Annotated in this window: 12 protein-coding genes; 10 read left to right on the forward strand and 2 right to left on the reverse strand. The window is 73.5% G+C overall.

Going from position 1 to position 22,394, the window contains the following annotated elements; all coding sequences use genetic code 11:
- Window positions 1–231 precede the first annotated feature (231 nt).
- The 3 genes from AGRA3207_RS35805 to AGRA3207_RS35815 all read left to right on the forward strand — a co-directional run bounded on the left by AGRA3207_RS35805 (window position 232) and on the right by AGRA3207_RS35815 (window position 9,210).
- Window positions 232–2,361 carry a glycosyl hydrolase family 18 protein gene (locus AGRA3207_RS35805; RefSeq protein ID WP_231331712.1) on the forward strand — a complete coding sequence of 710 codons (2,130 nt, stop codon included), beginning with the start codon at window positions 232–234 and terminating at the stop codon, window positions 2,359–2,361.
- A 244-nt stretch (window positions 2,362–2,605) separates the two neighbouring features.
- A complete protein-coding gene (locus tag AGRA3207_RS35810; protein WP_231331714.1) occupies window positions 2,606–6,745 on the forward strand; it encodes a HAMP domain-containing protein in 4,140 nt (1,379 codons plus the stop codon).
- Window positions 6,742–9,210 (forward strand): SpoIIE family protein phosphatase, encoded by a 2,469-nt coding sequence (locus AGRA3207_RS35815; protein ID WP_231331717.1) that lies wholly within the window; start codon window positions 6,742–6,744, stop codon window positions 9,208–9,210. Before AGRA3207_RS35810 ends, AGRA3207_RS35815 begins: the two co-directional genes overlap by 4 nt.
- Window positions 9,211–9,241: 31 nt before the next feature.
- On the opposite strand, the gene AGRA3207_RS35820 is transcribed toward AGRA3207_RS35815, so the two are convergent.
- Complete coding sequence (locus AGRA3207_RS35820; protein WP_231331719.1) at window positions 9,242–10,945, reverse strand: PucR family transcriptional regulator; 1,704 nt, start codon at window positions 10,943–10,945, stop codon at window positions 9,242–9,244.
- Window positions 10,946–11,220: 275 nt separating this feature from the next.
- Between AGRA3207_RS35820 and AGRA3207_RS35825 the strand changes: the two genes are divergently transcribed.
- From AGRA3207_RS35825 to AGRA3207_RS35835, 3 genes are read left to right on the forward strand one after another with little or no spacing between them, the layout of a single operon-like run.
- Window positions 11,221–12,159, forward strand: a complete 939-nt coding sequence (locus AGRA3207_RS35825) for an oxamate carbamoyltransferase subunit AllH family protein (protein ID WP_231331721.1) — start codon at window positions 11,221–11,223, stop codon at window positions 12,157–12,159.
- Window positions 12,156–13,649 carry an FdrA family protein gene (locus AGRA3207_RS35830; protein WP_231331722.1) on the forward strand — a complete coding sequence of 498 codons (1,494 nt, stop codon included), beginning with the start codon at window positions 12,156–12,158 and terminating at the stop codon, window positions 13,647–13,649. The genes AGRA3207_RS35825 and AGRA3207_RS35830 overlap by 4 nt, the downstream gene beginning before the upstream one ends.
- Complete coding sequence (locus tag AGRA3207_RS35835; protein WP_231331723.1) at window positions 13,646–15,049, forward strand: YlbE family protein; 1,404 nt, start codon at window positions 13,646–13,648, stop codon at window positions 15,047–15,049. The genes AGRA3207_RS35830 and AGRA3207_RS35835 overlap by 4 nt, the downstream gene beginning before the upstream one ends.
- Window positions 15,050–15,244: 195 nt before the next feature.
- On the opposite strand, the gene AGRA3207_RS35840 is transcribed toward AGRA3207_RS35835, so the two are convergent.
- Window positions 15,245–16,501 (reverse strand): amidohydrolase family protein, encoded by a 1,257-nt coding sequence (locus AGRA3207_RS35840; RefSeq protein ID WP_231331724.1) that lies wholly within the window; start codon window positions 16,499–16,501, stop codon window positions 15,245–15,247.
- Between the two features lie 496 nt (window positions 16,502–16,997).
- Between AGRA3207_RS35840 and AGRA3207_RS35845 the strand changes: the two genes are divergently transcribed.
- The 4 genes from AGRA3207_RS35845 (at window position 16,998) to AGRA3207_RS35860 (ending at window position 22,348) form a co-directional block, all read left to right on the forward strand.
- Window positions 16,998–18,407, forward strand: coding sequence for a uracil-xanthine permease family protein (locus AGRA3207_RS35845; protein WP_231331725.1), 1,410 nt, complete (start codon window positions 16,998–17,000; stop codon window positions 18,405–18,407).
- A 73-nt stretch (window positions 18,408–18,480) separates the two neighbouring features.
- Window positions 18,481–19,380, forward strand: a complete 900-nt coding sequence (locus tag AGRA3207_RS35850) for a carbon-nitrogen hydrolase family protein (RefSeq protein WP_231331726.1) — start codon at window positions 18,481–18,483, stop codon at window positions 19,378–19,380.
- 185 nt (window positions 19,381–19,565) lie between these two features.
- Window positions 19,566–20,780, forward strand: coding sequence for a CaiB/BaiF CoA transferase family protein (locus AGRA3207_RS35855; protein ID WP_231331727.1), 1,215 nt, complete (start codon window positions 19,566–19,568; stop codon window positions 20,778–20,780).
- Between the two features lie 74 nt (window positions 20,781–20,854).
- Window positions 20,855–22,348: a carboxyl transferase domain-containing protein gene (locus AGRA3207_RS35860; protein ID WP_231336500.1), complete on the forward strand. Its 1,494-nt coding sequence runs from the start codon at window positions 20,855–20,857 to the stop codon at window positions 22,346–22,348.
- Window positions 22,349–22,394: the final 46 nt, after the last annotated feature.

Genomic DNA, 22,394 nt, shown 5'->3' on the forward strand with positions numbered 1-22,394 from the left:
GGGCCCCTCTGGCAGTGGCGGCGACCCCGTCAGGGTCGCGTCCGAGACCACGCTTCCGCGGTGGTGTTTTCAGCGGGCGGATTTCTGGCTGGATCGATCCATTGTGGACAACGTCGGTGAAATTTCAGTTCTTGCCCACCGGTTGAAGTGCGGTTATGGTCCGAATAATTAGTATAGTTTCCTAATAGAAGGGACCGGATTGCTGTGGCCACAAGCCGCTCTCCACTCCGGATGATCCTCACTGGATGTACCGCGCTCCTCCTGATGCTCGGCCTCTCCATGGCCGTGACCGCCCCCACGGGGGCCACGACGGCCCCGTCCAGCGCCGCCGACTGCCGCCCCGACGGGCTCTACCAGACGCCGGGCGTCACGCCGCCCTACTGCTCGGTCTACGACAACGACGGCCGGGAGAAGATGGGCACCGGCCACCCGCGCCGCTCCATCGGCTACTTCACCGGATGGCGGGACGGGAAGAACAACACCCCGCGCTACCTCGCCAGCGACATCCCGTGGGAGAAGCTGACCCACATCAACTACGCGTTCGCGCACATCGACGGCCAGAACAAGGTCTCGGTCGGCGGCGACTCTCCCGGCAACCCGGCGATCGGGATGGAGTGGCCGAACGTCAAGGGCGCGGAGATGGACCCGGCCTATAAGTACAAGGGCCACTTCAACCTGCTCAACAAGTTCAAGAAGCAGCACCCGAACGTCAAGTCGCTGATCTCGATCGGCGGCTGGGCGGAGTCCGGCGGCTACATCGACGACAGCGGCAAGCGCGTCGCCTCCGGCGGCTTCTACACGATGACCGACAACCAGTCGACCATCAACACCTTCGCCGACTCGGTCGTCTCGTTCCTCCGCCAGTACGGGTTCGACGGCGCGGACATCGACTACGAGTACGCCACCTCGATGAAGTTCGCCGGGCACCCCGACGACTTCACGTTCTCGAACGCGCGGCGCGCCAAGCTGATGGCCGGTTACGTGTCGCTGATGAAGACCCTGCGCGAGAAGCTGGACGCCGCGAGCGCCGCCGACGGCAAGTACTACATGCTGACCGCGGCCGTCTCGGCGTCCGGCTGGATCCTGCGCGGGCACGACAGCTACCAGGTCGTCCCGTACCTGGACTACGCCAACATCATGACCTACGACCTGCACGGTTCCTGGAACCACTTCGTCGGCCCCAATGCCGCGCTCTTCGACGACGGCAAGGACAACGAGCAGGTCGACGGTGCCGTCTACAGCACCTACGGAATGGGATATCTGAACACCGACTGGGCGTACCACTACTTCCGTGGCGCGATGCAGGCCGGTCGCATCAATATCGGCCTGCCCTTCTACACCCGCGGATGGCAGGGCGTCACCGGCGGCACGAACGGGCTGTGGGGCAAGGCCGCGCTGCCCGACCAGAAGCAGTGCCCCCCGGGGACGGGCGGCAACGTGGGCTCCACGACGCCGTGCGGCAACGGGGCGATCGGCCTCGACAACCTGTGGCACGACCTGGACGACAAGGGCAAGGAAATGGCGTCGGGCAGCAACCCGATGTGGCACGCCAAGAACCTTGAGAAGGGCCTCCCCGGCAGCTACATCGGCGCCTACGGCCTCGACCCGGAGAAGGACCCCGACGACCGGCTCACCGGCACCTACACGCGCCAGTACGACAACACGATGGCCTCGCCGTGGCTGTGGAACAGCACCAAGAAGGTGTTCCTGTCCACCGAGGACGACCAGTCGGTGGCCGCCAAGCTCAAGTGGGTGGTCGACAAGGGCATCGGCGGCGTCATGTTCTGGGAGCTCGCGGGCGACTACGCCTGGGACCCGGCGCGCAACGACGGCAAGGGCGAGTACTTCATCGGCAACACCCTCACCACGCTGATCGACGACAAGCTCAAGACCGCCGCCCCGTACCAGAACCTCAAGTCCGACCACACCATGCCCACCGACGTCCTCAACGTGAAGCTCGACCTCGTCAACTTCCCGGTCGGTGACAACAACTACCCGATCACGCCCAAGCTGCGGATCACCAACAACTCCGGCCAGACCATCCCGGGCGGCGCCGTCTTCAAGTTCGACTACGGCACCTCGGCCCCCGCCACGATGACCCAGCAGTCCGGCTGGACGCTCTCGGTCCAGGCAGGCCACTCCGGCAGCAACGTCGGCGGCCTCAAGGGCGACTTCCAGCGGGGCACCCTCACCGTCCCGAACTCCTCCAGCATCCCCAACGGCGGCACGGCCACCGTCGCTCTCAGCTACCAGCTCCCCATCGTCACGCCCTCGAACTTCATCCTCACCTTCGGAGGCAAGTCCTACGCCCTGACGCAAGACAGCCCGAGGACGCCCTCGGCGGGCGGCGCGCGCCGCTGACGCCGGGCGGTCCCCGCAGGCACGTATCGACAGGGCAGGGCGCATGCCGTCACGGCATGCGCCCTGCCGCGTCCGGGCGGCGGCAGGTCACCGGGCGCCCGGTGAAGGTGTCAATATATTACGTGAAAATTTATTCATCAAAAAACTCTCCTATAATGACCGCGTGATCTGTCCCCCGCCCGCGGTTCAGCAGGCCCCGACCGGCCCCCGGCCGGGTCGCCGCTGAGGAGATCGGAAATTCGACATGGCTGATATTCCTGGGACGCCGAAGATCCCGGCCGGTGGTTCCACAGGGCGGGCGGACGCCGACGAGGCGGGGCTGCGGCGGCTGCTGGACGGGCTGACCGCGGTCCGCGACGGCGACTTCGGCACCCGGCTGCCCGGCGACGGCGAGGGACTGTTCGGTGAGATCGCCGTGGTGTTCAACGGCATGGTCGACCAGCTCGCGCTCTTCACCTCCGAGGTCACCCGCGTGGCCCGCGAGGTCGGCACGGAGGGACGGCTCGGGGGGCAGGCCGAGGTCCCCGGGGTGTCGGGAACGTGGGAGGACCTCACCGACTCGGTGAACGCCATGGCGGGGAACCTGACGACCCAGGTCCGCGACATCGCGCAGGTGGCGACCGCGGTCGCCCGCGGCGACCTGTCGCAGAAGATCACCGTGGACGCGCGCGGTGAGATCCTGGAGCTGAAGGACACCGTCAACACGATGGTCGACCAGCTGTCGTCGTTCGCCGACGAGGTCACCCGCGTGGCCCGCGAGGTCGGCAGCGAGGGACGGCTCGGCGGCCAGGCGGACGTGCAGGGCGTCTCGGGGACCTGGCGGGACCTGACCGACTCGGTGAACTTCATGGCCGGGAACCTGACCGGCCAGGTGCGGTCCATCGCGCAGGTCGCGACCGCGGTCGCGCAGGGCGACCTGTCGCAGAAGATCACCGTGGACGCGCGTGGCGAGATCCTGGAGCTGAAGACGACCATCAACACGATGGTCGACCAGCTGTCGTCGTTCGCCGACGAGGTCACCCGCGTCGCCCGCGAGGTCGGCACCGAGGGGAACCTGGGCGGGCAGGCCACCGTCCGGGGCGTCAGCGGGACGTGGAAGGACCTCACCGACAACGTCAACGTGATGGCCTCCAACCTGACGGGGCAGGTCCGGTCGATCGCGCAGGTCGCCACGGCGGTGGCCCGCGGCGACCTGTCGCAGAAGATCACCGTGGAGGCCAAGGGCGAGGTCGCCGCGCTGGCGCAGACGATCAACACGATGGTCGACACGCTGTCGGCGTTCGCGGGCGAGGTCACCCGCGTCGCCCGCGAGGTCGGCACCGAGGGGCAGCTCGGCGGGCAGGCGCAGGTCGCCAACGTCGCCGGGACGTGGAAGGACCTCACCGACAACGTCAACTCGATGGCGACCAACCTCACCAACCAGGTCCGCAACATCGCCCAGGTCACCACCGCCGTCGCGCAGGGCGACCTGACCAAGAAGATCGACGTGGACGCCCGCGGCGAGATCCTGGCGCTGAAGACCACGATCAACACGATGGTCGACCAGCTGTCGGCGTTCGCCGCGGAGGTGACCCGCGTGGCCCGCGAGGTCGGCAGCGAGGGGCGGCTCGGAGGGCAGGCCGAGGTCGAAGGCGTGTCGGGGACGTGGAAGCGGCTCACCGAGAACGTCAACGAGCTGGCCGGGAACCTGACCCGGCAGGTCCGGGCCATCGCGGAGGTGACGAGCGCGGTGACCTCCGGCGACCTGACGCGCTCCATCACCGTGGACGCCTCCGGTGAGGTGGCCGAGCTCAAGGACAACATCAACCTGATGGTGAAGTCGCTGCGCGAGACCACCCGCGCCAACCAGGAGCAGGACTGGCTGAAGACCAACCTCGCGCGGATCTCCGGCCTGATGCAGGGCCACCGGGAGCTCCCCGTGGTCGCCGACCTGATCATGGACGAGCTGACGCCGCTGGTCGCGGCCCAGTACGGGGCGTTCTACCTCGCCGAGGACAACGGCGGCCTGGAGCTGGAGCTGGTCGGCTCCTACGGCTACCCGGAGGACGGCGACCCGGCCGCCGCGTCCCGGCCCACCCGGTTCCGGTCCGGGCGCTCGCTGGTCGGGCAGGCGGCCCGCAGCCGCCACACGATCGTGGTCGAGGAGGTACCCGCCGGGTACGTCACCATCTCCTCCGGCCTGGGCGCCGGAGCGCCCGCCAGCGTGATCGTGCTGCCGATCGTGGTCGAGGACCAGGTCCTCGGCGTCATCGAGCTGGCGTCGCTGCGGCCGTTCAGCGCCGTGCAGCGGGACCTGCTGGAGCAGCTGCGGGAGAACATCGGCGTCAACGTCAACACCATCCTCGCCAACGCCCGCACCGACGAGCTGCTGGCCGAGTCCCAGCGGCTGGCCGGGGAGCTGCGCGTCCGCTCGGAGGAGCTGCAGGCCCGGCAGGAGGAGCTGCAGAGCTCCAACGCCGAGCTGGAGGAGAAGGCGGCGCTGCTGGCCAGCCAGAACCGCGACATCGAGACCAAGAACCTGGAGATCGAGCAGGCGCGGCAGGAACTGGAGGCGCGTGCCCAGCAGCTGACCCTGGCGTCCAAGTACAAGAGCGAGTTCCTCGCCAACATGAGCCACGAGCTCCGGACCCCGCTGAACTCGCTGCTGATCCTGGCCCAGCTCCTCTCCCAGAACCCGTCGCGCAACCTGACCCCCAAGCAGGTCGAGTACGCGGGCATCATCCACTCCGCCGGGTCGGACCTGCTCCAGCTCATCAACGACATCCTCGACCTGTCGAAGGTCGAGGCGGGCATGATGGACCTCACCCCCGAGCGGGTGCCGCTCCGCCACCTGCTGGAGTACGTCGAGGCCACGTTCCGCCCGCTGACCTCCCAGAAGAGCCTCGACTTCCGCATCGTCACCGAGCCGGGGGTGCCGGAGCACGTGCTCACCGACGGCTCGCGGCTCCAGCAGGTCCTGCGGAACCTGCTGTCGAACGCGGTGAAGTTCACCGACAGCGGCGGCGTCGAGCTGCGGATCGAGACCGCCGACCCGGCCGAGCTTCCGGCCACGATGCGGATGCACGGCCGGGCCCTGGCCCTCCGGGTGATCGACACCGGGATCGGCATCGCCGAGCACCAGCTCGAAACGATCTTCGGTGCGTTCCAGCAGGCCGACGGCACCACCAGCCGCAAGTACGGCGGGACCGGGCTCGGCCTGTCGATCAGCCGGGAGCTCGCCTTCCTGCTCGGCGGCGTCATCCACGCCGACAGCGCTCCCGGGCGGGGCAGCACCTTCACCTTCTACATGCCCGTCGCCCGCCCGGACTTCCAGGCCGGTGTCCTGACCGTCCAGACCGCCGCCACGGCCGGTCCCGACGCGCAGCCAGCCGCCGCTCCCGAAGCCGCGGAGGAGACCGGGGACGGGCCGGCGCCCCGCCCGCGGGCCGCGTCCGCGCCGTCCCGGGCCCGGCCGCGCCGGCTGCTGGTGATCGAGGAGCGGCAGGGCGGCCTGATGTCCCTGGTCGCCGAGAGCGCCGTCGCCGACGGCCGCCACGCCTCCGGCGACGGGGGCGGCGTCCAGATCGTCACCGCGGTCGGCGCCGAGGAGGCCGCGGCCGTCCTCGCGGCCGATCCGTGCCACTGCGTCGTCCTGCAGCTCGACATGCCCGGCGGCGCCGCGCTGCGTTTCCTGGAGGCGATGGACGGCGACCCGGCGCTGCGGGGCTTCCCCGTCCTCGCGCACGACAACCGGCGCCTGGACGCCGAGCAGGAGCGCGTCCTCCGGGAGCGCGCCCGGACCCAGCCGCTCGAACTGCTGCGGAGCCTGGACGAGCTGCGCGAGCGGATCGCGCTGCACCTGGCGGCGGAGCAGCCCGGCGACGTCCTCCCGCTCGTGCGCGCCGGCGCCCCCCGCCAGGGGCCGGCCCGCGAGGCCGACACGTCGCTGGCGGGACGCGTCGCCCTCATCGTGGACGACGACTCCCGCAACGTCTTCGCCCTCACCAGCATCCTGGAGCTGCACGGCATCCGCGTGCTGCACGCCGACGACGGCCGCAAGGGACTCCAGGCCCTCGCCGAGCACCCGGGTATCGACCTCGTCCTGATGGATGTGATGATGCCGGAGATGGACGGCTACACCGCGACGACGCTCATCCGGACGATGCCCGAGCACGCCGACCTGCCCATCATCATGGTGACGGCCAAGGCCATGCCGGGTGACCAGGACAAGAGCCTCGCTTCGGGCGCGACCGACTACATCACCAAACCGCTGGACGCCGACGACCTCATCGCGTGCGTGCGCCGCTGCCTCCAGAACGGCGCCGCGCCCGGCCCGGAGCATCCGGACGGCCCGGCGCGTCCGAACGGGGCCGAGCCGGCTCCGCCGGACGGCGGCACCGGATGACCGAGGACGCCAACGGGACGTCCCCGCGGAGCCCGGGGGAGACCCCGGCCGCGTCGGCCGTCCCGCCCGCCGACGCCCTCGGCGTGGACGGGGACGCCTCGAACGTCGGGCGTCTCGCCGCCACGGTGGACCGGCTCCGGAGGAAGGTCCAGCAGGCCCAGGCGACCGCGGACGGGCGGGGCGTCCTCGAACTGGCCAAGGGCGTGCTGGTGGAGCGGCTCCGCTGCGGCCCGGCGGAGGCGGCCCGGCATCTGGAGGCCCTCGCCGCCGACGCGGGCCTGGCCCCGCTGGAGCTCGCCGCGGAGATCATCAACCAGGCGGCCCGGGACCGCGTCACCGAGGCGACGCAGAGCTTCCTCCGGCTGACCGCGGACGACGCCGACCCGAACGGGCCGGAAGGCGCCTCGGGCGGGGCCGCCGCCGTCGCCGCGCGGCTGCGCACCGCCGAGAGCGGCGTGCTGGCCGCCCCCGACGCCCAGGCGGTGGCCGAGTCGCTGCTGGAGCACGCGCTGCGGCCGCTCGGCGCGGTCGCCGTCGCCGTCTGGGCCGCGGGCGCCGACGCGTCGCTCACGCTGGCGGGGGCGGCGGGGTTCGGCGCCGAGGAGGCCGCCCGCTGGCGCTACGTCCCGCCCGGCGTGGCGACGCCCGCGCGCACGGCGCTCGTGGAGCGGTCGCCGGTGTGGTCGGTCCCCGGCGCCGGGGACGGCCTTCCCTCCATCGGCCACCCCGCGCTGCCGGGCGGCGGCCGGGTGACCGTCCCCGCCGGGACGGGCGGCCGCATCATCGGCGTCCTGGAGATCTGCTGGCCCGGCCCGCCGGAGCCGCGCTCCCCGCGGATCGAGCGGCAGGTGGAGGCCCTGGCCGAACTGTGCGCCCGCACCCTGGAGACCTGGCCGGGGGACGGCCCGGCGGACGCGGGGGACCCGCGGCCCGGGCTGGGGGAGCTGGTCGACCTGGCGGACGCGCTGCACGACCCCGCCTTCGTCCTCGTCCCGCACCACGACGGCGCGGGAGGGCTGGCCGACTTCCGCATCCACCATGTCAACGACCACTTCGTCGACCTCGCGGGACGGCCGCGCGGCTCCGTCATGGGATCGCTGCTGCTGGAGGCGTACCCGTTCGCCGCCGACCACGGCGGGCTGCTGGAGAAGATCGAAAGGGTCCACGCGACCGGCGAGCCGTTCCGCGCCGGGAAGATGACGCTCACCGCCCTCGTCGACGAGGTGCCGCTGAAGACCGTCGCCGACGTCAGCATCATCCGGCACGCCGGCGCGGTCCTGCTCGTCTCGCGGGTGGAGGACGAGGCCACCCGCCTGGCGAGCCTCCTGCAGCACGCGCAGCGCCTCGGCCGCATCGGCGGCTTCGAGGAGAACCGCGTCACCGGGCAGATCACCTGGAACGGCCAGCTCTACGACCTCTACGGGCTGGCCAAGGACGCCCCTCCGCCGCCGCTCACCGCCCTGCCGGCGCACGCGCATCCCGACGACGAGCCCGCCATCGGCCGGTTCCTGCGCGCGCTGCTGCACCACTGCAAACCGGCGTCGGCGGCGTTCCGCCTGCAGCGTCCCGACGGGATCGTCCGGCACCTGCGGGTCGTCGCCGAGCCCGTGCTCGACGGCGCCGGCCACCTGCTCGCGGTCCGCGGCGCCTACCAGGACGTCTCCGCGCAGCACTGGACGGAGGTCGCGCTCGCCGCGACCCGCGACCGGCTCGCCCACAGCGAGCAGGAGGCCGCTGAGCGCAACCGCCTCGCCCTGCAGCTCCAGCGCGCCATCATGCCGCCCTCGCGGGGACCGGTCGAGGCCGCCGGGCTGCGCGTCGCGGTCCGCTACCGTCCCGCCGAGCACGACCACCTGGTCGGCGGCGACTGGTACGACGCGGTCAGGCTCCCGTCCGGCGAGATCCTGCTGGGCGTCGGGGACGTCGCGGGGCACGGCATCGACGCCGCCACCGGCATGGTCGTGCTGCGCAACGCCATGCGCGGCCTCGCGGCCACGGGGGCGGGCCCCGGCCAGCTGCTGGGCTGGCTCAACCTCGTCGCCCATCACCTCACCGACCACGTCACCGCCACCGCCCTGTGCGGTCTCTACGACCCCGGGACCCGCGTCCTGCGCTGGGCGCGGGCCGGCCACCCGCCGCCCGTGCTGGTCCGCGGCGGGGAGGCCGGCGCGCTGCCCGCCGTCGGCGGGATGCTGCTCGGCGCCCTGGAGGACAGCGAGTACGACGAGGGCACGATCGACCTGGAAGCGGACGACGTCCTGCTGATGTACACCGACGGGCTCGTGGAGCGCAGGGACGGCTCCGAGCAGGACGCGCTCGCCCACCTGCTGTCGACGGCGCGGCAGCCGGCCATCAACCTGGAGGCGCGCCTGGACCACCTCCTCACCCACAGCAACGCCGACACCGACGACGACACCTGCCTGGTCGGCATCCACCTGCCGCCGGAGCCCGCCGCCCGGCCCTGACAACAGGGATCCGCGGGCGTCCCGCCCGGGGTCAGAGGCCCTGCATGCGCTGGACCTGGAGCGCGAGCATCAGGTTCAGCCGCAGGTGCGGGTCGGTGGTGAACGGGCCGAGGAGCCGCTCCAGCTTGCCGACGCGGTACCTCAGCGTGTTGTAGTGGAAGTGCAGGATCCGCGCCGTCTCGGCGACGTTGTTCGTGTCGAGGAGCACCTGGAGCGTGGTGCGCAGGTCGGCGGTCTCCGGGTCGTCGCCGAACGCCAGGTCGCGCAGCGTCTCCCGCATGAAGCCCGTCAGCTCGGCGGAGTCCGGGACGAGGCTGAGCAGCCGGTACACGCCGAGGCCGTCGAAGTCCTCCACCGATCCCGGCCCGTGCATCCGCTGGCCCACGGTGGCCGCGCGCCGCGCCTGCGCGTACGCCTGGGGCAGTAGCGCGGGCTCGGTGACGACCCGGCTGACGCCGGTGGAGAACGGTCCCATGACACCGCCGTCGCCGGAGAGCTGGGCGACCATCCGGCGCACCGTCTCGCGGGGCGACCCGCGAGCGGGTACGCCCATCACGACGACCAGCTCCTGGCTGTAGCCGACGACGGCCGCCTTCGGGTCGTGCTCGGCCACCACGCGGCGCCAGGTGGCGGCGAACCGCTCGGTCGCCGAGCGCAGGTCGCGGGCGTGGGGCCCGGGCGCCTCGCCCGGGTCGAGCTGGGCGACGAGGACGATCAGCGGCCGGTCGATGTCCCAGCCGAGCGAGGCGCAGTGCCGCACCGCGTGGCCGGTGTCGCCCGCGTGGCCGGCCAGGAGGTCGTGCAGGAAGTCGCCCCGGTACTTGCTCTCCACGGCGCTGACCGCGAGCTCCTTGGTGATGACCAGCGCGGCCGTGGCCGCGGCCCGCTCCAGCACGTGCACGTCGCTCTCCTCCAGCAGGCGCCCGCCCGCGACGAGCACGATCCACCCGTGGTCGAGGGCCCCGGCGATGATCGGCACCATGGCGACGGGGGCGCCGCGCTCCTCCGGGACGCCGGTGCCGTGCTTGAGGCGTTCGACGCGCAGGCGCCCGTCGGGATCCCACAGGTCGGGGCCGCCCGCCGGCCAGTCCTCCTGCGGGGGAGGCGACTGGGCCAGCACCTGGCCGCCCGGCGTGGTGACCAGCGCGGTGCCGTCGAGGATCTGGCTGAGCTGGTCGGTGATGGCGTCGAGACCGCCCCCGGCCAGGACGACCTCGACCAGCGCGCGGTGCGCCTCCTCCGAGCGGGCGAGGACGGCGGCCTGCCGGTTGAGGATGTCGGTGAGCACCTGGTTGATGATGTCGTCGAACGCGACGTCGTCGGGCAGCCGGATCACGGGCAGCCCGACCCGGTCGGCGGCCTCCAGCATCTCGGGCGGGAGCCGGTCCAGGTACCGGCCGAGCTTGACGCCGACGGCGGCCAGGCGGCGCGCGTGCAGCTGGGCCACGAGCTCGGCGAGCCGGTCCGGGATCTCGCGCAGCGGGTAGCCGGTGGTGAGCAGCAGCTCGTTGGGCTTGGTCCAGGGGAGGATGTCGGGCACCTCCATGACGTTCAGCCGCTGGACGGTGCGGTGCAGGCCGCTCGCCCCGGCGACCAGCTGCGCGCCCGCCAGGCTGGACACGCTGAGCACCTCGCTGACGGGCACGCCGCGTCCGAGCGTGCCGCTGTGGAACGGCCTGACCTCGGTGCCGCCGGACGACGGGTCAGAGTGGGCTTCCTCATGACCTGTTGGCACAATCCGCAAAGTATCCGGCTTTTGGTTGGCAAATCTGCCCATGGGTGCACCGTAACGCCTCGACTACGTTCACACCAGGTGCTCCACACGTCCGTTGCCGAAAAAGCGGACTCCTGAGCGGTCAGTCCACTGGACCGTCACCGATCTGACCGTCCGGTAGCCGAACTTGCGCAACAGGCGCACCACGCCCTCATCACAGCCACGGGAGGCACCGCGTGTACCCGGTCAGACAGCTCCGGCCACAGGCCCTTGCGGGCCCTTCCGCACGGCGTGCGATGCCCGGCGCCGCCTCGCGGCGGCTGCGCGCGGTCCTGATGGGCCCGCTCCGTCCCGCCCGGGTGCTCGGGGTCTTCCCGGCCGTGGTCTACCTGCTCCACGAGGGCGGCGCGGTGGTCGCGGTGTGCGCCACGGACGCCGTCCGGCTGCCGAACTCGGTGGTGCTCGCGGCGCCCCGCGCGGCCGCCCCGTTCGCGGACGTCGAGGTCACCGGCCCGGCGTGGCTGGGCGCCGGGAGGCTGCGCGCGGGACCGCTGGCGGTGACCGTGACCCGCTGGTGGACGCCCCGCCGCCCGCTTCCGGTGTCCGGCACGGACGCGCTGGGCGCCGGCCTCGGCGTCCTGGAGGCCGCCATGGTGCCCAGCGGGCTGCCGCAGGCCGCGCTCGCGGACCTGGACGGCCTCGTCGGCGGCGCGGGGCAGGGCGATCTCGACCGCGCGGCGCGCGCGGCGTCCCGCCTGGTCGGCCTCGGCCCCGGGCTGACGCCCAGCGGAGACGACGTCCTGGCGGGCTTCCTGGTCGCCCACCGCCACCTGACGCCGCCCGCGCACCCGCTCGCCGGCTTCGCCGGCGCGCTCGCCGCCCGTCTCGGCGCCGTGGCGGACGGCCGGACGACCGCGCTCTCGGCGGACCTGCTCGGGCACGCCGCCCGGGGCGAGGGCTGCCCGCAGCTGATCGGGCTGGTCGAGGCGGTCGCCGGCCACGCGTCCGTGGCCTCGCGGCTGGGCGACCTGCTGCCGGTCGGCCACACCTCGGGCGCGGACCTCGCGCTCGGCGTGGCGGCGGCCGCCCGGGCGGTGCTGGGCACGGACGCGCCGCCCCCCGCGCCCCGCCCCGGCCCGCCGTGGCCGCTCGTCCGGTGCCCGTCCAGGGCGGCCTCGGACACCCCCCTTGCCGGCCCGGTACCCCCATATCCCCTAGGAGAGGAAATTTCGTGAGCAGCGCTTTGGAAGTGCGCCGCGGAACATACCGCGATTCGGTGAGCCTGATGGAGGTGAGCCGCTCGGTCACCGCGGTGGACGGAGTCGACCAGGCCCTGGTGGCCATGGCGACCGAGCTGAACCTTGCCCTGCTGGCCGGGATGGGTTTCGAGGCACCGGACGGAGCGGGCCCCAACGACCTGCTGATCGCGATCCGGGCGGCCGACGACGAGACGCTCGGCCGGGCCCGCCAGGTGCTGGAAGAGGTCCTGGACGCGCCCGTGCCGGCCCCGCCGCGCGACGGCGCCCGCGGCGGCGAGGCGCCCCGGACGGTGCGCACGGCCGCCGCGGCGGCCGTGCGCGCCAGCCTCGCCCTGGTGTCGGTCCCCGGCCGGCACGCGTTCGCCGAGGCCATGGACGCGCTGGAGTCCGGGCTGAACGTGCTGGTGTTCAGCGACAACGTGCCCGTCGGGCACGAGGTGCGCCTCAAGGAGGCCGCCCGCGCGCGCGGGCGGCTGGTGATGGGACCGGACTGCGGCACGGTGGTCGTCGGCGGGGTCGGGCTCGGCTTCGCCAACGCCGTGCGGCCGGGCCCCGTGGGCGTCGTCGCGGCCTCCGGCACCGGCGCGCAGCAGCTCATGTGCCTGCTGCACGCGGCGGGCTCGGGAGTCGGCCACTGCCTGGGCGTGGGCGGCCGTGACCTGTCGGAGCAGGTCGGGGGCCGCTCGACCCGGCAGGCGCTGGCCCTGCTGGACGCCGACCCGGGGACCGGGCTGATCGTCGTGGTGTCCAAGCCCCCGGCCCCCGCGGTGGCCGCCGAGGTCGCCCGGTTCGCGGCGACGCTGTCGACTCCCGTGCAACTGGCGTTCCTCGGCCGCGGCCAGGACGATCTGACCGCCGCGGCGACCAAGGCCCTGGCCGCGCTCGGCCACGGTCACCCGGGCTGGCCCTCGTGGCTGCCGGATCGTCCGCCGGCCCCGAGGCCCGGTGCGCTGCGCGGCCTGTTCTGCGGCGGGACGCTGTGCGATGAGGCCATGGTGATCGCCGCGGGCGCTTTGGGCCCGATCGCCTCGAACATCCCGCTGGAGCCCGGCTGGGCGCTTCCTCCCGATCACCGGCCCGGCGGCCACCTCATGATCGACTTCGGGGACGACGCGCTGACCGCCGGCCGCGCGCACCCCATGATCGACCCCGGCCTGCGCCTGGAGCGGCTGGCCGAGGAGCTCGCCGACCCGGCGACCGGCGCGGTCCTGCTGGACGTGGTCATCGGGACGGGCGCCCACCCCGATCCGGCGGCGGGCGTGGCCTCGGCGCTGCGGGCGGCCGGCCCGGGCGCGCCCCCCGTCGTCGTGTCGCTGTGCGGCACCGACCTGGACGCGCAGGGCCTGCACGCGCAGGCCCGCGCCCTGGCGGACGCCGGGGCCGAGGTGTACCTGTCCAACGCCGAGGCCGCCCGCCGGGCCGTGGCGCTCATCGAGGAATCCGGCGCAGAAGGGCCGCGCGCATGACCGAGAACGATCTCCTCTCCCGGGACCCGTCCGTGGTCACCGTGGGGGCCGCCATGTTCGCCGACGCGCTGTCGGCGCAGGCCGTCCCGGTCACGCCGGTCGACTGGCGTCCCCCCATGCCGGGCACCGAGGCCGCCGCCGCCCGGGTCCTGGCCGACCCGCGCCGCGAGGACGCCAACGCGCGCGCCGTCGCCCGCGTGCTCGCCTCCACCCCGCACCTCGTCGACGTCCGTCCCGCGGCCGACGCCCTCGGCCTCGCGCCGGGCCAGTTCCGGCACGCCGGGCCGCCGGTGGACTGGGAGCGCGCGTCGGGTCCGCTGCGCGGCGCGCTGATCGGCGCGGTCCTGTTCGAAGGGCTGGCGGACACCCCGGAGGAGGCGCAGGCGTACCTGGAGTCCGGCCGGGCCGAGCTCGACCCCTGCCACCACCACCGCGCCGTCGGCCCGATGGCGGGCGTGGTCAGCCCCTCGATGTGGATGCTCGAACTGCTGGACACCACCCACGGCACCCGCGCCTGGTGCTCCCTCAACGAGGGGCTCGGCAAGGTCCTGCGCTACGGCGCGTACGGCCCGGAGGTCCTGGAGCGGCTCGGCTGGATGTCGGCCGTGCTCGGGCCGCTGCTGCGCTCCGCGGTGCGCGCGCACGGCCCCCTCGACATCCGGACGATCATCGCGCAGATGCTCCAGATGGGCGACGAGGGCCACAACCGCAACCGAGCGGGCACGCTGATGCTGCTGCGGGACCTGGTGCCCGCGATGGTCGAGAGCGGCGCCCCGTCGTCCGACGTGGCCGCGGCGGTGCGCTTCGTCGGCGGCAACGACCACTTCTTCCTCAACCTGGACATGCCCGCCTGCAAGCTGGCCATGGACGCCGCCCGGGACGTTCCGGGCTCCACCCTGGTGGTGGCGATGGCCCGCAACGGCACCGACTTCGGCATCCAGGTGTCGGGCACCGGCGACCGCTGGTTCACGGGCCCGGCCGCGGTCCCCGAAGGGCTGTACCTGGGTGCGTACGGGCCCGGCGACGCCAATCCCGACATCGGTGACTCGGCGATCACCGAGACGGCGGGCATCGGCGGGTTCGCGATGGCGGCGGCACCGGCGATCGTGCGGTTCGTCGGCGGGCAGGTGGACGACGCGCTGGCGGCGACCCGGCGCATGTACGAGATCACGCTGACCGAGAACCCGGCCTACCAGGTCCCGGTGCTGGACTTCCGGGGCACGCCCACCGGCATCGACGTCACCAGGGTCGTCCGCACCGGGATCCTGCCGCAGATCAACACCGGGATCGCCGGCCGGGTGCCCGGCACCGGGCAGGTCGGCGCCGGGCTGGTCACGCCTCCCGCCGTGTGCTTCACCGCGGCGATCGAGGCCCTGGCCGAGGCGGCGCCGCCGCTGTAACCGCCCCTGTGGCCCCGGCCCCGCGAGCACCCCGGCCCCGCGTCCGTCCCTACGTCCCCGGGACGGGTGCGGGGCCGGGGCCTTTCCGGTTGTGCGGGCGGACGGCACGGCGGTGCCCGCGTCGCGGACAAAGTCCCCGCACACGACGACGGCGGCCGTCCCCCAGGGGGAACGGCCGCCGTGGCGCCGGTTCTCTCACCTCACGATGTGGCTGCTGCGCTCGGTCTCGGCGATCACGCGTCCGTCGCGCACCACCCAGCGCGGCCTGGCGTGCTCGCGCAGGACGTCGACCACCCGCTCGTCGTGATGGACGCAGAGGTTCGCGGGATTCCCCGGCGCGATAGCGTGCCCCCCGATCCCGAGGACGCGCGCGGCGCGGCCGGTGACCATGTCCATCAGGTCGGCCTGCTCCCCGGCGGACAGGAAGCCGAGGGCGTGGGCCGCGAGGAAGGCCACCTCCAGCATGTTGTGCCGGCCGAACGGGTAGTAGGCGTCCTCGATGTCGTCCTGGCCGAGCGCCACCGGCAGGCCGCCGTCGAGGAACTCGCGGACCGGCAGGTGGAGCGGGCCGGTGTGCGGGTCGGAGACGAACCCGAGCCCGGCGGCCGTGGCGAGGTCCATCAGCCGGTGGACGGTCGGGAGCGGGTACAGGCCGACGGCGCGGGCGTGGCAGGCGACCCCGCGGCCGGCCAGCCCGTGGTCCAGCATCGCCTCGGCCAGCATCGCGGTCGTCCGCAGCGAGGGGTCGCCCGCGTCGTCCACGAGCATCGCCACGCGCTTGCCGCTGCCGGCCGCCAGCTCGCACGCCCACTCGACGTGCGCGCGGGAGTCCCTGTCCGAGTGCTCGATCCACGGGATCCCGCCGACGACGTCCGCGCCCATCCGCAGCGCCTGCTCGCACAGCTTCGCGGCGCCCTCGTCGCGCAGCAGCCCGTCCTGGGGGAAGGCCACCACCTGGAGGTCGAGCAGCCCCTCGTACTCGTCCCGGACGGCGAGCACCGCCTCCATGCCCTCAAGCCCGGCGGTGGTGTCCACGTCCACGAACGCCTGGATGTGCAGTACCCCGTTCAGCACGGCCTCGTCGAGGGCCCTGCGGACGTTGGGCATGATCCACGCCCGGTCGTACCGCGCCTTGACGGCGGACGCCGACTCCACGATCGAGCGGATCGCCGCCCCCATCGCCCCCGAGGTGTACTCGCGCAGCGCGGCCTCGCCGGCCATGGGGAGCGTGTACACCTTGTCGAGGTGCATGTGGCCGTTGACGAACGACTCGGTGACCAGGCGTCCCTCCGCCGCGATCACCGCGTCGCCGCGCATCGCCGCCGCGCCGGCGGGATCCTCGGCGATGGCCCCGTAGCGCCCGCCGCGGATCCCGAGCGAGACCACCCGGCCGTCCAGGAGCCGGGCGTCGCGGACGACGAGGTCGAACGGGGGATCCTGATCTGCAGCCATACTCGGTTTCTTCCTTTCGCTTCTCCACGGGCGCGTGGAGAGGTCCGGCCGGTGGTGCCTGCGCCGGTCAGCCGGCGACGTCCCGGTTGGCGGATGCCCCGCCTTCCCGCACGACACCTTGCTCACGCTTGGTAGGCGACGCTAACCAGCGCATATGCGGTCAGCGACAGCGCACAGTGCCAACGAGGACGGGCCGCGGTTGGCAGATATCACGACGTCCTGAGCGAGCGCGGCCCGGTCACAGGGGGCCGGACCCGGTATCGGGACGGCCCTGAGCCGGCCGTCCCGGCGGCCATGCGATGTCCTTGGACGATTCTGCCAACAGATCCGGCGGGGACATGGCAGATACAGCTCATGCCGCTTCCAAAAACCGCTCGTAGCGTTGCCCCCACCTCGGCGCCTGAAGGCGTTCCGCAGGTCTCCACACTCATTGGTGCCGGGCGGTGCGAGGTGCCCATGCCCTCACACACCCCACATGCCTGGAAGGCGGCAGAAGATGGCACTCGGCTTCGGCTGGAAACTACACGGGGACGGCAGCACGCCGCGTCCCGGCGAGATCGTGCTCCCGCACGAGAGGCTCTCCTGGGGCCGCACCATGGGGCTGGGGGCCCAGCACGTCGTCGCGATGTTCGGCGCGACGTTCGTCTTCCCGATCATCATGGGGCTCGACCCCAACCTGGCGATCCTGATGTCGGGCGTCTCGACCGTGGCGTTCCTGCTCATCGTCAAGGGCAAGGTCCCGAGCTACCTCGGCACCAGCGCCTCGTTCTTCGGCGCTGTGGCGGCCATCCGCGCGGGAGGCGGCGACAGCGCCACCGTGACCGGGGCCATCCTCGTCGCGGGGGTCGTCCTCGCGCTCGCGGGGCTGCTGATCCGCGCGGTCGGCGCGCAGGCGATCAACAAGGTCCTGCCGCCGGTGGTCTCCGGCGCCGTGGTCCTGCTGATCGGCTTCAACCTGGCGCCCGTCGTGGCCTCCACGTACTGGCCGCAGGACCAGTGGATCGCGTTCATCACCATGATCGGCGTCATCGCGATGATCGTGCTGCTGCGCGGCTTCTGGGGCCGGATCGCGGTCTTCCTCGGCCTCGTCCTCGGCTACGCGCTCTCGTGGGCCTTCGACGGGCTGTTCGGCCCGATCACCTCCGTGATCCCCGGGGCCAACGGGGGCAAGGCGTTCGCGCACGACCGGATCGACCTGTCGGCGGTCGGCGGGGCCGACTGGTTCGGGCTGCCGACGACGCACGCGCCGGACTTCAAGACCTCGGCGATCCTCCTCGCCCTCCCGGCGGTCGTGGCGCTCATCGCCGAGAACGCCGGCCACGTCAAGGCGGTCGCCGAGATGACCGGCACCGACCTCGACGGCAGCCTCGGCAGGGCGATCTTCGCCGACGGCCTGGGGACGGCCGTGGCCAGCGGCGTGGGCGGCTCCCCGACGACCACCTACGCCGAGAACATCGGCGTCATGGCCGCGACGCGCGTCTACTCCACGGCCGCCTACTACGTCGCGGCGTTCGTCGCGATCCTCATCGGCTTCTGCCCGAAGGTCGGGGCGGTCATCGCCGCCACGCCGGGCGGGGTGCTCGGCGGAGTGACGGTCGTCCTGTACGGCATGATCGGCCTGCTCGGGGTCAAGATCTGGTTCGAGGGCGCGGTGGACTTCGGCGACCCCGTCAACCTCATCCCGGTCGCCGCCGGGGTCATCATGGGCATCGGCGGCGTCACGCTGAAGTTCTCCGACGACTTCACCGTCCAGGGCATCGCGCTCGGCACGATCATCACGCTGGTCTCGTACCACGTCCTGCGCGCCCTGGCCCGGACCCGCGGCCCGAAGCCCGCGGCGGACGGCCGGACGGGCGCCGAGCCCCCGCCCACCGGAGCGGTCAACGCGCCGCACCCCTCGACGTAGGCCCCGACGGCAGCACGCCCGACGCCGGCAGGCCCCTACGCCAGCAGGCCCGACGCAAGGAGGAACGATCGCGATGCGCGCGTTCACCGCGGCGGCCGTCCAGGTCGCCCCGAGGCCCGGCCCGCTCACCCCGGCCGTGGTCAAGGACAACACCGTCCACGCCCTCGCCTGGACCAGGAGATGCGTGGAGTCCACCGGCGCGGAGCTGGTGGTGCTGCCCGAGAGCGTCACCACCGGCTTCACCCCGGGGATCGGCGCCGAGGCCCTCTGGGACCTCGTCGACGAGGTGCCCGGGACGCTCACCGAGCCGTTCCAGGAGTGCGCCCGCGAACTGGGGGTGCACCTGGTGTGGGGCACCTATGAGCGCGGCCAGGGACGCGGAACGGTCCACAACGCGGCGGTGCTGGCGGGGCCGGACGGCCGGGTGCTCGGCGTCTACCGCAAGACCCATCCCTTCGGGGGCGAGCGGCGGTCCAACGGCGGGTGGGTGGTCCCGGGGGACAGGGTCACGGTCGCCGACACCGCCCTCGGGCGCATCGGCATGATCATCTGCTTCGACGGCGACTTTCCGGAGCTGAGCCGGATCCAGGCGGTCCGGGGGGCGGAGGTCATCTGCCGCCCCTCGGCGCTGCTGCGGTCGGCGGACCTGTGGGAACTGACCTGCCGGGCCCGCGCCTACGACAACCACGTGTACGTGGTCGGGGCCAACGCGACCGGCGCCGACCCCGCCGGGGTGCTCTACTTCGGCAACTCGATGATCGTCACGCCCGGGGCGGAGGTGGTCGCCCGGGGGTCCTCCCACGAGGGGTGGGTCACGGCGCGCCTCGACCCGTCCCGCGCCCTCGCCGGGCTCACCCCCGGGTCGAGCGTCCCCCAGGTGTTCGACCATCTCGCCGACCGCAACCTGGAACTCGTCCGCCACTACGCGGACGATCTGGTGCGCCCGGCGAGGACGCCCTTCCCCCACGGCTGAGGGCATCGTCCCCGAGCAGGCACGGCGCGCCCGGGGTTCGCGGAATCAGCCAAAGAAACCGCGAACCTCGGGCAGATATTGACGACGTGCGCCGAACTCCCGCCTGCCTAGCCTGAGGACCTCCCCACCGTCCGGCCCGATGCCCCCGTGCGCCGGGCCACTCGCAAGAAAGGAGACACCCCGACGTGAGCGGACCACTGTGCGACCTCGTCGTCCTCGACCTCTCCCGCGCCCTCGCCGGCCCCCATGCCGCGATGATGCTCGGCGACATGGGCGCCCGCGTCATCAAGGTCGAGCACCCCCGGGGCGGGGACGACACCCGCGGCTGGGGGCCGCCGTTCGTCGGGCCCGAGGACGCCCGCGAGTCGACGTACTTCCTGTCCTGCAACCGCAACAAGGAGTCCGTGCTCCTGGACCTGAAGTCCGACGAGGGGCGGCGCACGCTGACCCGGCTGGTCCGGCGCAGCGACGTGCTGGTCGAGAACTTCCGCACCGGCGTCCTGGACCGGCTCGGCTTCCCGATGGAGGAGCTGCACCGGCTCAACCCCCGCCTGGTGGTCCTGTCGATCACCGGTTTCGGGCACGACGGCCCCCAGGGCGGGCGGCCGGGCTACGACCAGATCGCCCAGGGTGAGGCCGGGCTGATGAGCCTGACCGGGCCCGGCCCGGACGAGCCGACCCGCATCGGCGTGCCGGTCGGGGACGTCCTGGCCGGCATGTACGGCGCGTACGGCGTGCTGGCCGCGCTGCACGAGCGCGAGCGCACCGGCGCCGGGCGCGTGGTCCGCACCTCGCTGCTGGCCGCGATCGTCGGCGTGCACGCCTTCCAGGGCACGAACTACACGGTCGCCGGGAAGGTCGGGCGCGCGCAGGGCAACCTGCACCCCTCGCTCCAGCCCTACGGCTCCTACCGGTGCCGGGACGCGGTCATCCAGGTCGCCGTGGGCGGCGAGCGGCTCTGGCAGGGCTTCGCCCCGCTGGTCGGGCTCGCCGCGGACGACCCGCGGTTCGCCCTCAACGCCGACCGCGTCGCCAACCGCGACGAGCTCACCGACGCCATCAACGCGGCGTTCGCCGGCCGGGGCGTGGACGAGCTGCTGGCGGAACTGGCCGAGGCCGGGATCCCGGCGGGCGAGGTCCGCACCCTGGACCGGGTGTACGAGTGGGACCAGACGCGGTCCCAGGGGCTGGTGCTCGACCTCGTGCACAGCACGCTCGGGCGGGTGCGCATCCCGGGCCCGCCCGTCCGCCTCGACGGCGGCGGCCGTCGCCGGCACGAGGCGCCCCCTGCCCTGGGCCAGCACACGCACGCGGTCCTGGACTGGCTCGACGCCGAGGACGCCCGCGAGCAGCACGCCGCCGCCCGGCAGGGGCGCGGCACCGCGGCGGTGGGCGCGTGAACGCCCCTGCCCGGCCCTGCGACGCCGGGCACGCGCAGGCCGCCTCGGCGGCACGCCGCGGGCGCACCGGTGCCATGGAGCTGATCCGGCTCGTCCTGGACGCGGGCACCTGGCGCACGTGGGACACCCCGCCCGCCCAGCCCGCCGGCCTGGACGCCGGCTACGCCGACGAGCTCCGCGGCGCGCGCGAGCGCAGCGGCGCCGACGAGTCCGTGACCACCGGCGAGGGGCTCCTGCATGGCCGGCGGGTCGCCGTCATCGCCTGCGAGTTCTCCTTCCTGGCCGGGTCGATCGGCATCGCAGCGGCGCGGAGGCTGATCGCGGCCGTCGAGCGCGCGACCGCCGAGGGCCTGCCGCTCCTCGCCTCGCCGACGTCCGGCGGCACCCGCATGCAGGAGGGCACCAGCGCGGTCGTGCAGATGATCCCGATCTCCGCGGCGGTCGCCGCGCACCGGGCCGCCGGGCTGCCCTACCTCACCTACCTGCGCCACCCGACGACCGGAGGGGCGCTCGCCTCCTGGGGGTCGCTCGGCCACGTCACGGCCGCCGAGCCGGGGGCTCTGATCGGCTTCCTCGGCCCGCGGGTCTACGAGGCGCTGCACGGCGAGCCGTTCCCGCCCGGCGTCCAGGTCGCCGAGAACCTGCACGCGCGGGGGATCCTCGACGCGGTCGTCGAGCCCGCCGGGCTGCGGCCCGTCGCGGCCCGCGTGCTGGACATCGCCGGCGCCCGGCGCGAGGGGCTGCCCGAGGCCGTCGCGGTGCCTCTGGAGGAACTGGCGGACATCCCCGCCTGGACCTCTGTGGAACGGTCCCGCCGTTCTGACCGCCCGGGAGTGCGCGCGCTCCTGCGGTACGCCGCCGACACCGTCCCCCTGCACGGCACCGGCGAGGGCGAAAGCGACCCCGGCCTCCTGCTGGCGCTGGCGCGCTTCGGCGGGGCGCCGTGCGTCGTCCTGGGCCAGGACCGGCAGCGCCAGGACAGGCACGGCCCGCTCGGACCGGCCGCGCTGCGGGTGGCCCGGCGCGGCATGCGCCTGGCCGCCGAGCTCGGCCTGCCCCTGCTCAGCGTCGTCGACACCGGCGGGGCCGCGCTGAGCAAGGAGGCCGAGGAGGGCGGGCTCGCGGGCGGCATCGCCCGCTGCCTCGCCGAGATGGTGACCCTGCCGGTGCCGACCCTCTGCCTGATCCTCGGGCAGGGCGCGGGCGGCGGCGCGCTCGCCCTGCTGCCCGCCGACCGGGTGCTGTGCGCCCAGCACGGCTGGCTGTCGCCGCTGCCGCCCGAGGGCGCCTCGGCCATCCGCTACCGCACGCCCGGCCGCGCGGCCGAGATCGCCCGGGCCCAGGGCATCCGCTCGCTCGACCTGCTGCGCGACGGCGTCGTCGACCGTGTCGTCGCCGAGCGTCCCGACGCCGCGGACGAGCCGGCGGACTTCCTCGCCCGCCTCGCGCGCGTCGTCGAGTACGAGCTGGCCGGCCTGCTGAACCGCCCCGCGGACCAGCGGCGCGCCGCGCGCCTGGCGCGCTACGCCCCGTCCGGGCCGGGGCCCGGTCACCCCACCGCCCACTGACACCCGGCCGGGGCGGGACCGCCCCGGATCACGACAGGAGAGCCCA

This window comes from Actinomadura graeca (assembly GCF_019175365.1).
Lineage (GTDB): Bacteria > Actinomycetota > Actinomycetes > Streptosporangiales > Streptosporangiaceae > Spirillospora > Spirillospora graeca.

Coding starts and splice junctions, on each gene's coding strand:
- AGRA3207_RS35805 (WP_231331712.1), top strand. CDS start 232: ATGATCCTCACTGGATGTACCGCGCTCCTCCTGATGCTCGGCCTCTCC.
- AGRA3207_RS35810 (WP_231331714.1), top strand. CDS start 2,606: ATGGCTGATATTCCTGGGACGCCGAAGATCCCGGCCGGTGGTTCCACA.
- AGRA3207_RS35815 (WP_231331717.1), top strand. CDS start 6,742: ATGACCGAGGACGCCAACGGGACGTCCCCGCGGAGCCCGGGGGAGACC.
- AGRA3207_RS35825 (WP_231331721.1), top strand. CDS start 11,221: ATGCCCGGCGCCGCCTCGCGGCGGCTGCGCGCGGTCCTGATGGGCCCG.
- AGRA3207_RS35835 (WP_231331723.1), top strand. CDS start 13,646: ATGACCGAGAACGATCTCCTCTCCCGGGACCCGTCCGTGGTCACCGTG.
- AGRA3207_RS35840 (WP_231331724.1), bottom strand. CDS start 16,501: ATGGCTGCAGATCAGGATCCCCCGTTCGACCTCGTCGTCCGCGACGCC.
- AGRA3207_RS35845 (WP_231331725.1), top strand. CDS start 16,998: ATGGCACTCGGCTTCGGCTGGAAACTACACGGGGACGGCAGCACGCCG.
- AGRA3207_RS35850 (WP_231331726.1), top strand. CDS start 18,481: ATGCGCGCGTTCACCGCGGCGGCCGTCCAGGTCGCCCCGAGGCCCGGC.
- AGRA3207_RS35860 (WP_231336500.1), top strand. CDS start 20,855: ATGGAGCTGATCCGGCTCGTCCTGGACGCGGGCACCTGGCGCACGTGG.